At 55.7% G+C, this 11,748-nt stretch carries 14 protein-coding genes; 6 read left to right on the forward strand and 8 right to left on the reverse strand.

Annotation, left to right across the window (positions count from 1 at the left end; genetic code table 11):
- Positions 1 to 150 precede the first annotated feature (150 nt).
- Positions 151 to 348: a YbdD/YjiX family protein gene (locus EI969_RS03995; RefSeq protein ID WP_046042517.1), complete on the reverse strand. Its 198-nt coding sequence runs from the start codon at positions 346 to 348 to the stop codon at positions 151 to 153.
- A gap of 14 nt (positions 349 to 362) precedes the next feature.
- Positions 363 to 2,420 carry a carbon starvation CstA family protein gene (locus EI969_RS04000; RefSeq protein WP_160386035.1) on the reverse strand — a complete coding sequence of 686 codons (2,058 nt, stop codon included), beginning with the start codon at positions 2,418 to 2,420 and terminating at the stop codon, positions 363 to 365.
- A 433-nt stretch (positions 2,421 to 2,853) separates the two neighbouring features.
- On the opposite strand from EI969_RS04000, the gene EI969_RS04005 reads away from it, so the two are divergent.
- The 3 genes from EI969_RS04005 (at position 2,854) to EI969_RS04015 (ending at position 5,306) form a co-directional block, all read left to right on the forward strand.
- Positions 2,854 to 4,218, forward strand: a complete 1,365-nt coding sequence (locus EI969_RS04005) for a cache domain-containing protein (protein WP_160386036.1) — start codon at positions 2,854 to 2,856, stop codon at positions 4,216 to 4,218.
- 32 nt (positions 4,219 to 4,250) lie between these two features.
- Positions 4,251 to 4,883: a response regulator transcription factor gene (locus EI969_RS04010; RefSeq protein ID WP_160386037.1), complete on the forward strand. Its 633-nt coding sequence runs from the start codon at positions 4,251 to 4,253 to the stop codon at positions 4,881 to 4,883.
- 138 nt (positions 4,884 to 5,021) lie between these two features.
- The gene (locus tag EI969_RS04015; protein WP_160386038.1) at positions 5,022 to 5,306 is read left to right on the forward strand and encodes a hypothetical protein; all 285 of its coding nucleotides are present in this window, start codon (positions 5,022 to 5,024) and stop codon (positions 5,304 to 5,306) included.
- A gap of 111 nt (positions 5,307 to 5,417) precedes the next feature.
- On the opposite strand, the gene EI969_RS04020 is transcribed toward EI969_RS04015, so the two are convergent.
- On the reverse strand, positions 5,418 to 5,633 hold the full coding sequence (locus EI969_RS04020) for a molybdopterin-binding protein (protein WP_056724180.1): 216 nt from the start codon (positions 5,631 to 5,633) through the stop codon (positions 5,418 to 5,420).
- A gap of 263 nt (positions 5,634 to 5,896) precedes the next feature.
- On the opposite strand from EI969_RS04020, the gene EI969_RS30220 reads away from it, so the two are divergent.
- Together EI969_RS30220 and EI969_RS04025 are read left to right on the forward strand one after the other, a co-directional pair.
- On the forward strand, positions 5,897 to 6,058 hold the full coding sequence (locus EI969_RS30220; protein ID WP_178120543.1) for a hypothetical protein: 162 nt from the start codon (positions 5,897 to 5,899) through the stop codon (positions 6,056 to 6,058).
- 53 nt (positions 6,059 to 6,111) lie between these two features.
- Positions 6,112 to 6,702 carry a helix-turn-helix domain-containing protein gene (locus EI969_RS04025; RefSeq protein ID WP_160386044.1) on the forward strand — a complete coding sequence of 197 codons (591 nt, stop codon included), beginning with the start codon at positions 6,112 to 6,114 and terminating at the stop codon, positions 6,700 to 6,702.
- Positions 6,703 to 6,842: 140 nt separating this feature from the next.
- Here EI969_RS04025 and EI969_RS30405 read toward each other — a convergent pair whose 3' ends face one another.
- On the reverse strand, positions 6,843 to 7,352 hold the full coding sequence (locus EI969_RS30405; protein WP_160386039.1) for a hypothetical protein: 510 nt from the start codon (positions 7,350 to 7,352) through the stop codon (positions 6,843 to 6,845).
- A 398-nt stretch (positions 7,353 to 7,750) separates the two neighbouring features.
- On the opposite strand from EI969_RS30405, the gene EI969_RS04035 reads away from it, so the two are divergent.
- Complete coding sequence (locus EI969_RS04035) at positions 7,751 to 8,035, forward strand: hypothetical protein (RefSeq protein WP_160386040.1); 285 nt, start codon at positions 7,751 to 7,753, stop codon at positions 8,033 to 8,035.
- Between the two features lie 88 nt (positions 8,036 to 8,123).
- On the opposite strand, the gene EI969_RS04040 is transcribed toward EI969_RS04035, so the two are convergent.
- The 4 genes from EI969_RS04040 to EI969_RS04055 all read right to left on the reverse strand — a co-directional run.
- Positions 8,124 to 9,011, reverse strand: coding sequence for a hypothetical protein (locus tag EI969_RS04040; RefSeq protein WP_160386041.1), 888 nt, complete (start codon positions 9,009 to 9,011; stop codon positions 8,124 to 8,126).
- Positions 9,012 to 9,120: 109 nt separating this feature from the next.
- The gene (locus EI969_RS04045) at positions 9,121 to 10,101 is read right to left on the reverse strand and encodes a YiiG family protein (protein ID WP_160386042.1); all 981 of its coding nucleotides are present in this window, start codon (positions 10,099 to 10,101) and stop codon (positions 9,121 to 9,123) included.
- Positions 10,102 to 10,644: 543 nt separating this feature from the next.
- A complete protein-coding gene (locus EI969_RS04050) occupies positions 10,645 to 10,962 on the reverse strand; it encodes a hypothetical protein (protein WP_160386043.1) in 318 nt (105 codons plus the stop codon).
- A partial coding sequence (locus EI969_RS04055) for an RHS repeat domain-containing protein (protein ID WP_178120544.1) occupies positions 10,962 to 11,748 on the reverse strand: 787 nt, incomplete at its 5' end. The genes EI969_RS04050 and EI969_RS04055, both read right to left, overlap by 1 nt.

Here is an 11,748-nt window from a genome sequence, read left to right on the forward strand (position 1 = left end):
CCCCGCACTATGTCCTGCCTCATCGGCGAGAGGAGCGTATTTATCCTCGCGCCATCCGGCTCAAATCGCCGAAGTATCCGATCAGAAATAAAAATGCCAGTCAGCTTAACTGACTGGCATTAGCCTTTTGGGCCGGTTTTTTTATCTCGCTCAACAGCACTTGGGTCCGGCTTTACTGCCGTAACGGGCCTCCTGGCGTTCGCGGAAGAACGCCTCGTAGTCCATCACCGGTTTGTCCGGGTGCTTGTTCTGCATGTGCTCGACGTAGTTGTCGTAGTCGGGCATGCCGACCATCAGGCGCGCGGCCTGACCGAGGTATTTACCCAGGCGACTCAGGTCATTGAACATGCTGCCCTCCTCGCTTACGCATTCGGCAGGGCCTGGAACGGCGCTTCTTTATCCGTACGCTCCTTGGTGCCCCAGGCGGAAATACCGACCTTGAGCGCGAAGAACAGGATGCTGAACACCACGAACAGGAACAGCGCGGTCAACGTCGCGTTGGTGTAGGCGTTGAAGATCACGTGCTGCATCTGGTCGATGCTCTTGGCCGGGGCCAGCACCTGACCGTTGGCCAGGGCATCGCTGTATTTTTTCGCCAGGGCGAGGAAGCCGATCGCCGGGTTGGCATCGAACAGCTTGATGAAGCCGGCGGTGGTGGTGCAGATCAGCAGCCATACCGCTGGCAGCAAGGTGACCCAGACGTAACGCTGACGTTTCATCTTGATCAGCACCACGGTGCCGAGCATCAGCGCGATACCGGCCAGCATCTGGTTGGAGATGCCGAACAGCGGCCACAGGGTGTTGATGCCGCCCAAAGGATCGATCACGCCCTGGTACAGCAGGTAACCCCACATGGCCACGCAACCGGCCGTGGCGATCAGGTTGGCGGTCCAGGATTCGGTACGGCGCAGGGACGGCACGAACGAACCGAGCAAGTCCTGGAGCATGAAGCGCCCGGCACGGGTGCCGGCGTCGACCGCAGTCAGGATGAACAACGCTTCGAACAGGATCGCGAAGTGGTACCAGAACGCCATGGTGTTCTCGCCCGGCAACACGTGGTGCAGGATCTGCGCGATCCCCACCGCCAGGGTCGGCGCACCGCCGGCACGGGCCAGGATGGTGGTCTCACCGATGTCGCGGGCCACTGCTTGCAACGCTTCCGGCGTGATCGCAAAACCCCAGCTGCTGACGGTTTGCGCGACGGTAACTGCATCGGCGCCCACCACGGCAGCCGGGCTGTTCATGGCGAAGTACACGCCCGGATCGATCACCGATGCGGCGACCATGGCCATGATCGCCACGAAGGACTCCATCAGCATGCCGCCGTAACCGATGTAGCGGGCATGCCCTTCACTGGCGAGCAATTTCGGCGTGGTGCCGGAAGCGATCAGCGCATGGAAACCCGATACCGCGCCACAGGCGATGGTGATGAACAGGAACGGGAACAGGCCACCCTTCCATACCGGGCCGGTGCCGTCGATGAACTGGGTCAGTGCCGGCATTCTCAGCTCGGGCATGGTCACCAGGATGCCGATGGCCAGGGCGACGATGGTGCCGATCTTCAGGAAGGTGGAGAGGTAGTCGCGCGGCGCCAGGATCAGCCACACCGGCAAGACTGCGGCGACGAAGCCGTAGCCGATCAGCATCCAGGTGATCTGGATACCGGTAAAGGTGAAGGCCTTGGCCCAGACCGGGTCAGCGGCAATCTGCCCGCCAAGCCAGATCGAACCGAGCAGCAACAGCACGCCGACCACCGAGATTTCGCCGATGCGGCCCGGGCGGATGTAGCGCATGTAGACGCCCATGAACATCGCGATCGGCACGGTCGCCATCACCGTGAACATGCCCCACGGGCTCTCGGCCAGGGCCTTGACCACGATCAGCGCCAGCACCGCGAGGATGATGATCATGATCAGGAAGCAACCGAACAGCGCGATGGTGCCGGGGATGCGACCCATTTCCTCACGGACCATGTCGCCCAGGGAGCGGCCGTTGCGGCGGGTGGACATGAACAGGACCATGAAGTCCTGCACGGCACCGGCCAGCACCACGCCGGCGATCAGCCACAGCGTGCCGGGCAGGTAGCCCATCTGCGCCGCCAATACCGGACCGACCAGAGGACCGGCGCCGGCGATAGCCGCGAAGTGGTGACCGAAGAGCACGTGTTTGTTGGTCGGTATGTAGTCCAGACCATCGTTGTTGAGCACAGCCGGCGTGGCCCGATTGGGGTCGAGCTGCATCACTTTATTGGCGATGAACAGGCTGTAGTAGCGGTAGGCAACAAGGTAGATGGCGACGGCTGCGACTACGATCCACAGGGCGTTGATCGCTTCGCCGCGGCGCAGGGCCACGACACTCAGCGCAATCGCTCCCAGGACAGCCACGGCAAACCAGGCGAGGTGTTTAGCCAGACGGGGCATAGCGTGTCTCCTGCCGACAGCCAGTGACTGCGGCGGTAATTTTTATAATTGTGTCCGCGATGCGGAGCTGGCCCAATATCCGCGCATGGCGTCCACAAATAAATCCGCGTTACTACGTACGTGGTGTCTACGTAGTACTACGTAGGCACCACGATCTCCTTGTGGGAGCGGGCTTGCCCGCGATGGGGCCATAACATTCAACATCTATGTCGGCTATCAGACCGCCATCGCGGGCAAGCCCGCTCCCACAGGGTTCTGCGTTGGCTACACATTCATGGTGAGCCACAGATCACTGTGGAAGCGGGCTTGCCCGCGAAGAGGGAGTGTCAGTTGACATTGATGGTGCTGACGCCCCGCTATCGCGAGCAAGCTCGCTCCTACAGGGCGTATCTTTGGCATATGATGCCGAGCCTTCGCGTGGGCAGGAGTCAACATGCAGCTCAAACACAAGATCGTCGCCCTCGGGATTCTGCCGCTGGTGCTGGCCATTGCCGTCATTTGCGCGCTGGTGATTTCCCTCAACCGCCAACTGGGTGATCAACAGGCACAACTGATCGAAGACAGCATTCTGGCGAGCAAGCGCGCGGAGCTGAAAAACTACGTGGAAATGGCCCAGAGCCTGATCGCCCCCCTGTACGACGATGGCCACGGCGACGCCCGCGCCCAGCAACAGGTGTTGGAAGAACTGCGCAAGCTCAGCTTCGGCATCAACGGCTACTTCTTCGTCTACGACCACGAAGGCCGCAGCCTGATGCACGCGCGCCAGTCGGAACTGGTCGGCCAATACCTCTGGGACATGAAAGACCCCCACGGCCTGCCGGTGATTCAGGCGTTGCTGCAAAGCGCGCAATCGGGCGAAGGCTTCCAGCGCTACGCCTGGAACAAGCCCTCCTCCGGCCAGGTGACCGACAAACTCGCCTATGTGGTGATGCTCGATCGCTGGGGCTGGATGCTCGGCACCGGCATCTACCTCGAAGACGTCGAGCGTGCCACCCAGCAGGCCCGCGCCGAAGTGGCCATGGGCATCCGCAAGACCATGATGGCGATTGCCGTGGTTGCCCTGGTCGCGGTGCTGTTCGTGTTCGCCACGGGCATGACCCTCAACGTCAGCGAACATCGCCTGGCGGACAAGAAACTGCAGCGCCTGACCCAGCGCATCGTCAGCCTGCAGGAAGAGGAACGATCACGGGTGTCCCGCGAACTGCACGACGGCATCAGCCAGGTGCTGGTGTCGATCAAGTTCCAGTTCGAACTGGCCAGCCATCTGCTGGAACGCGGACAAGCCGACGACAAGGGTTTGAACGCGCTCAGAGACGCCACCGAGCGCCTGGGCGATGCCATCGGTGAAGTACGCAGCCTGTCCCACGACCTGCGCTCCTCCTTGCTCGACACCCTCGGCCTGCCGGCGGCCATCGGCCAACTGGCCGCCGAATTCGAGCAGCGCAGCGGGCTGACCGTGACCTATGACGAAAATGAGTTCGACTGCCTGCTGGTCGACGGCGCGGCGGTTTCGCTGTTCCGCATCGTCCAGGAAGGCCTGACCAATATCGAACGCCACGCGCAAGCGAAAAACGTGTCCATTACACTGCGCGGCTGCGACGAGTCCGTGCGCCTGACCCTGGTCGATGACGGCATCGGATTCAACGTCGCCCAGGTCGAACGTCGTCAGGCCGGCATTGGCCTGCGTAACATCCGCGAACGCGTCGAACATTTTGGCGGGCGCTTCGATTTGATCTCGATGCCGGGCAGAAGCGAGCTGGACGTACGGCTGCCAATGAAACCAGGCACAAAACGCTGAGCCCGCGCAAAACTACAAGAGTGAATATTGCGATGAACCTGCCCTCCCCGATCCGCGTCGCCCTGGTCGACGATCACTCCCTGGTCCGCGACGGCATCAAGGCGCTGCTGGCCGTGATGTCGCCCCTGGAAATGGTCGGCGAAGCGGAAAACGGCGCCGAGGCCATCGAGATGGTCGGACGCTGCCGGCCGGACCTGCTGCTGGTCGACATCAGCCTGCCGGACATGAACGGCCTGGAACTGACCCGCGTGCTGCGCAGCCAGTACCCGTCGCTCAAGGTGCTGGTGCTGAGCATGTACGACAATTACGAATACGTGAGCGAGTCGGTGCGCTCCGGCGCCAGCGGCTACGTGCTGAAAAACGCTCCGTCACGGGAAATCATCGCCGCCATCGAAGCCATCACCAGCGGCGGAACCTTCTACAGCGCCGAAATCGCCCAGCGCCTGATCGCCGACCGCAACACCGACAACGAACTGACCCCGAGGGAAAGCCAGGTCCTGTCGAAGATGGCGCAAGGCTTGAACAACAAGGAAATGGCCCGGGAACTGGACATCAGCGTGCGCACGGTGGAAACCCATCGCCTGAGCATCCGGCGCAAACTCAACATCGACAAACCGGCCGCGCTGGTCAAGTACGCCCTCGATCACGGCCTCATCTCCCGCTGACACCCGCACCCACAATGGTCATCAAATCATCCATTGACTGCGTCGATAGCCACCATTAACTCAATGAAGTTCTCTTAAAAAATCCACGGCGTAACATCTGCTCCATACCAACCCATAAGTACCCCGGAGCACACGATCATGAAACGCCAGACCCTCCTCAGCATCGCTTTCTCGGTTTTCGCAGTTAACGCTTTCGCCGCTACCTCTGCCCAACCTGTGGTCGCTGAAGGCGGCTCGGATCGTCTGATTGAAAGCCGTGTGGCCGAGGGTGGTTCCGATCGCCTGATCGAAAACCGCGTCGCCGCCGATGGCTCCGACAAACTGATGCAGAACCGTGTTGCCGAAGGTGGCTCTGACAAACTGCTGCAGAACCGCGTGGCTGAAGGTGGCTCCGACAAACTGCTGCAGAACCGCGTCGCGTAAACAAACCGCGTCACCACAACGCCCAACAAAAACCCGGCCTGATCAGCCGGGTTTTTTTCATGGTTTTCTTGAACCGGCAGATCATCCGTTATCTACCCATCATTCAAGCTTTCAAAGCTTGGCGATGGAGACCTCCGTGGACTTGACGAAGGCAATCACCTCGCTGCCCACCTTCAACTCCAGGCTGCGCACCGAACGCGTGGTAATCACGGAAGTGACGATCCCGGAGGCGGTTTGCACGTCGATTTCGGAGACCACTTCGCCTTCGAATATTTCCTTGATGACGCCCTTGAACTGGTTACGGACGTTGATCGCTTTGATGGTCATGATGAGGCTTCCTGTCTGGCGTCGGGACCATCCGCATGGATGGGCAGGCCCTCAAGATGCACCGCATCAGCCAACACCAAAAGGAATATATAATTACATATTTAGACCATTTGGAAATATAAAGGGCATTCATAAGCGCCTGGAAATCGCCCACCAATAAGAACCAAAAAGAATTAATAAATGAAAATTCAGTATTTATCGTTATAAAAATAGAAGCGTACTCTCCAGTCATCCCGTCATTCATCACCACAGTGAAGTGCCCCATGAATCCGACTGACAACCTCATCGATTTCGCCAGCTACCGCAAACGCAAACAAGCACAGCAACGGGCACGGGCCATGTGGGAGATGTACGCACGCAACGCCGGATTACAGGCATTGCAGTGGGTTCAGGCGTCTCGGTCTACCGAGACACGTCAGACGTGAACGCGCACGAACCCTCGCGCTTTTTGATAAGCGCGGACGAGCCTGTGCTGGACCTGAACAATCCGGATGCCCCGGAAGAGGACCCGATCTGCGAGCGGGTCGGACAAAACCTGCTGCGTCTGCGCAGCAAGCGTCATCTGTCCCTTGATGCCCTGGCCCGACAGTGCGGCGTGAGCCGCGCCATGCTGGCGCAAATCGAATCGGGGCGCAGCGTGCCGTCCATCAAGGTGCTGTGCAAAATCGCCAAAGGCTTGAAGGTATCGGTGGCCGCGTTTCTGGAGCATCGGGCCTTCGAAGGAGTGGCCCTGTTGTCGGCGAGCCAGAGCAAACGCCTGGTCAGTGCCAACGGCGCTTTTGTCAGCCGCGCCCTGTTCCCCTTTGACGTGGCGCGCCAATCGGAATTCTACGAACTGCGCCTGAGCGCGTTGGGAGAGGACCAGTCGCAGGGCCATGGCCCAGGTGTCCAGGAAAACCTCGTGGTGGCGCAGGGTGTGCTGGAAATCAGCGTCAACGATGAACGTTACCTGCTATCCACGGGGGACTCGATCCTGTTTTACGCCGACCAGCCCCACCGCTATCGCAACCCCGCCGACAGTGAGGCCGTGGCCTATCTTGTAGTGACCTACCCCGAACGCCTGGACTAAAACCGCCTTCTTGTAGGAGCGAGCTTGCTCGCGATGAGCTCAAGGCTGACGCGTTTTTTCAGAAAACCCGCGTCATCGTTGACGTCCATCGTCGGATCGCCGCCCGGAGCAAGCTCGCTCCTACAGGTGCAGTGCAGCGATCAGCAGGTGCAGCACATCAGCGGCATGCCGTTGCAGCTCATCATCATCGGCATGCTGCAGTCGTTCATCATTTTCATCATCAGGGCACAGCAGTTTTTCATCATGTCCATGTTCATGCCGGCCATCGGCATGATTTTGCACATCATGCAGTCCGCCATGAGCGTGCATTCCATCACGCACTTCATCGACGGCATCGGCATGCCCATCATCGGCATCGGCATCATCATGTTCATCATCGGCATGGCCATGCTCACCGGGGACATGCACATCATGCTCATGTTGCCGCAGTGCATCATCATCGGCATGCCGCAGTTCATCATCAACTGCATCATTTCAGCGCTGTTCCGGAACATGGCCATGTCCATGCCAGCGGCCGGCATCATCTTGCACATCATGCCGTCGTCCATCATGTCGCAGGACATGGTCGCCATCATCATCGGCATGCCCATCATCGACATCATTGGCATGTTGGCGTTCATCGGCATTTGCATCTGCATGGCATTCATCATGGTGTTGTTCCCTGAAGGACTGGATAGTTGGACGAAGCTGATGGAGGCGGATTCTAGGGAATCGGCCGGCCGCGACAAGCTGGCGATCAAGCAGCCAAAGTCGATGCCAGGGCAGGCTTAACGAGGCAGCCAGGAGGATTATTTCTGCTGTGACGAACGATCCGATTCGATCACGGACAAGGTAAAAACCATGACGTGGATTGTTCGGTTATGGATATGCAGATTGCATCTATTTAAATAACTTAAAGAAATAAACGTTCTAACCTATCCCATAAAGAACACCGAATCATCCATTGACTGCGTCGATAGTCACCATTGATTCAATGAAGTTCTCTTAAAAAATCCACGGCGTAACATCTGCTCCATACCAACCCACAAGTACCCCGGAGCACACGATCATGAAACGCCAGACCCTCCTCAGCATCGCTTTCTCGGTTTTCGCAGTTAACGCTTTTGCCGCTACCTCTGCTCAACCTGTGGTCGCTGAAGGCGGCTCGGATCGTCTGATTGAAAGCCGTGTGGCAGAGGGTGGTTCCGATCGCCTGATCGAGAATCGTGTCGCTGAAGGTGGCTCTGACAAACTGCTGCAAAACCGCGTCGCTGAAGGTGGTTCCGACAAGCTCCTGCAAAACCGCGTCGCTGAAGGCGGCTCGGATCGTCTGATCCAGAATCGCACTGCCTGAAAAAGTTGCTCTACTACCGCCCCACAAAAAAACCGGCCTGATCAGCCGGTTTTTTTGTAATGGTCAGCCTCGCGGAGGACTGAGATCTTCAGGCCAGAGTAGGGGCAGTCTCACCCCTGCTTGCCCGCTGAGCATCCAGCAGCACATCCAGAGTGGTGAGAAACAGGTCATGACTCATGATCCCGGTGCACAGCGTTGACAGCATCTGATTCCCGGCTGCGTCTTTTAGAGTGACCTTTTCACTCCAGGCATTTAAATCAATTGAAGCAAGGGTCGACACCGGGACTTTACGTCCTTCAACTTCCAGAAACTCGCGTGTCACAATAATCGGTTGTGTGACGACATTCAGGAAGTCCCCCGAGACTCGCTTGCGCCAGACCTGCCCGGTCGGCACGTACTTGAACGTCACTGCGCCGTCAGACTCAAGCTTGTTCATCACAACCGGCAGACACTCGCGAACATGCAACTCACGCACCAGTTGCTGGAATTCCTGAAAGCCTTTCAACGTCTCGATGACGCGATGAAATGGCTCACTTTCATTACGCCGATACGCCAGGTTGGTGATCAGACCAGTGAATACGGTTTGCCCTGAACTGAACAGGTAAAGGTCTTCTATTTCAGCAAACGCCGTATATTGTTGCTGCTTACCACTGACAGCAACAATGCCGTGTTCGTAAACCTCATAATGGGTTCCGCGCAACTTCTTCTGCCACGGATAAAGCCCGAAGAAGACCGCCGAAATGACGACCAGCAGGACACTGACCGAATAGATCAACAACTGCGGGTTGGAACCACGACTGGTGTTCGCCCCGGAACTGGCCACCGGCAGTAGGGTACCCAGGTACAACACAAATCCCGCCATACACAACAGGCCGATTGCGAGCAACAGCAAGAAGACCAGAAAGCCTTTGCCGTGACGGAAGGTGGAGATCAGTTGACCTGTCACCGTTGAAGCGGGTGTGGGTGATTGCTGCATGAGATGGTTACTTCCCTAGTAGTTGATTGTAAAAAAAACGTAATCCAGACAACGATCTTTCATTAACAGGCGTTGCCTGCGAATACACTGTCGACTCCATTGCAAACCTTCAGATACAGGTTGTACGGTTCAGCCCGTTGATCACAGAGTCAAAGGACTGTCCAAAAGTCTTGGCATCGCGCTCGATGGGATTATTCATTTTCCACATCATTTGTCGTTGCTCATCAGGCTTGTAGCCACCGCTTCTCGCCGTGTGGATCGCTTCACGCCCTTTACCGACAAAACGGTTCAAATCACTGAGCAAGACACTGCATTTGAGAGCTGGCGTCTGGGCCTTGCCCTTCCTGTCCCAACCATCGATCATTTGGGCGGTCTTATTGAGGCTGTCTTCAAAATGTTTGGTAGCTTCCTCCGCACCAGATGACTGGAAAAAATCACCAGACAATCGAACAGATTGCTTGGCGTAAAGCACGATGCCTGCACGGTAGTAACCCAGGCTGTCTTTCTCGGCGCTATCAAAGGCTGTCTGGGTATTTATTTCGTCGTGCTTGTTGATACCGGCATAAAACTTCGCCTGCTCAACGGCAACGGCTTCCAAGGCCGCATCCAGCAATGGCTCCATTTCCCTGGCTTTTTCCCCGTCATCGGACAGGTAGCCCTTGGAATTGGCATAGTTGGCGAGTTCTGCGTGGATAGGCTGCAGTTTTGCGAGCGCTACAAGCATGCCTTTCGCAGGTTCATCCAGTTCTGGCATCGGGTAAGAGAGTTCCAATGCTTTGTTAAGGTTATCTTGCAAAATACTGATGTCATACCCGCTGAACATGTAGTAACTCGTCAGTTTCTTTCCTGACGCGAGCGTTTCCGAATATTCGACCCTACGCTTCTCCAGCGTGGTGACAAAATCCCCGCCCCTGTTCGCGGCCTCGACATAAATATTGTATTTCTCTATCTCTACCTGGTTTGAACTCTTCTCTTCCTGATGTTCCTGATCGTGGGACGCCACACCTTGAGTGCTGTCGGAGTTATCACATCCGCTCAGAAAAAACCCGACCAACATCAACATCCCTGCCAGCATATTTTTTGAATACACGTTACTTCTCCTTACTCAAACAAAAACTCATCTTATTTTCGATCAAAATCACCTTTCAAAGCAATCTCTGAGCATTCTACGCCCCTATAGCTTTTCAAAAACTCCGTACAACATCCTTAAAGTAATCTGAGTTTTTTACAGCCCGACCAAAAACTTTGAATTTATATGCTTTTCTTATAACAACCCTTTCTGCACAAGGTTCAAATTCATCCCACCCCACTCACCACATTCAAACTCACCCGATATAAACTCAGACTGACTGCACGACCTCCAACAAAAAACCAATTAAATAAAACAATTTTCACTCATAGAAGTCGTTCTAAAACTTTATCTACGGCGTATTTTCCGTCTTCCAATCCTTCACGCGCCACTTTCTGCATCCTATGTTTAAACCTACACGTTACTCGTCATCCGCTTTTCAACCAGTCTTAGGCACACTCCTTATCCCTCCAGCGCTTGAGGCGGTTGTATTTAACCCGATCAAACTGTCTGGTATTGGATTTGAGCCGGCTGGCGATAGCGTTTTGGTGTTACCTCAACTATTCACTTAGCCCTGATTTTTTTCAGTTCTTTCTCTAACCCCACTACATCTGAACGGTCACCTCCACGGTCAATTTTCTGTAGCCATGCTGGTACTGCTTTTTTAAAAAGCTCTACTCCTTCCGGGCTTAGATCAGATAGCTTAACAATGAAGTCCATTTTCAAACCCCCAGCATCATCAAATGGCTTACTTACAATTAGGCCCTCCCTCCACAAAAAACCCAACAACGCTATCGATGTATCAATGATGTGCTGCTTATATTCTAAGTTTTTATTCCTGCTATACAGCATTGGAACACTATACTTTGTAAAATCAACCATTATTTCACCCTTATCAATCTAGAAATATCCGAAACTTCAATCAACTCTTTTGTCTTAGGATTGCGTACAAACATACCTCCAGCCTCGCGTATTTCTTGCTCCTTGATCAGCTGAAGCGTTTTATCTGCCGTTTTGCTAGTCACTTCAATTGGCTGCCAACTCCCATCGGAACGCTTAACCACGAAATCCACGCGCCGTGCAGTGCCATCCGGACCTTTTACAATTTTTCCTGTAGCGTCTCTCAAGTAACGCTCTTTTAAAACATTTTGCTTGCCGAAAGTAGCCTCAAGCCTACTACCCACCTTAGCTTCTCGAGCAGTGCCAGCAACTTTATTTGGAATACACACCCAACCCCAAGGATCAATCCATCCATAAGGGTTTGCTGCGTAGTGATATAGATTCGTCCCACCACTAAGCCCAATCGGATCCTGCGTAACAAACCGCCCCACCTCCGGATCGTAATACCGAAACGTGTTGTAGTGCAGCCCCGTCTCGTCATCAAAATACTGCCCTTGAAACCGCAGGTTCTGCTCGACTTCATTGACCGCCAGCTTCTCAACTACCCCCCAAGCCTTGTACGTCGCCTGCCAGACAATCTGCCCTTCACGGTCAGTCATCTCCAACGGCGTGCCAATCTGATCAGTATGGAAGTAATAAACCTTCCGCTCTTCACCCTCTGCCTGATCCACCCGCGCCAACGGCGCATAACTCCCCGGCTCATACAGGTACAGACTGCTCTGCCCCGGTCGCTCCTCACGCAACATCCGCAGGCCTTGCCACAAAAAG

The organism is Pseudomonas sp. PB101, from assembly GCF_009764265.1.
Classification (GTDB): domain Bacteria; phylum Pseudomonadota; class Gammaproteobacteria; order Pseudomonadales; family Pseudomonadaceae; genus Aquipseudomonas.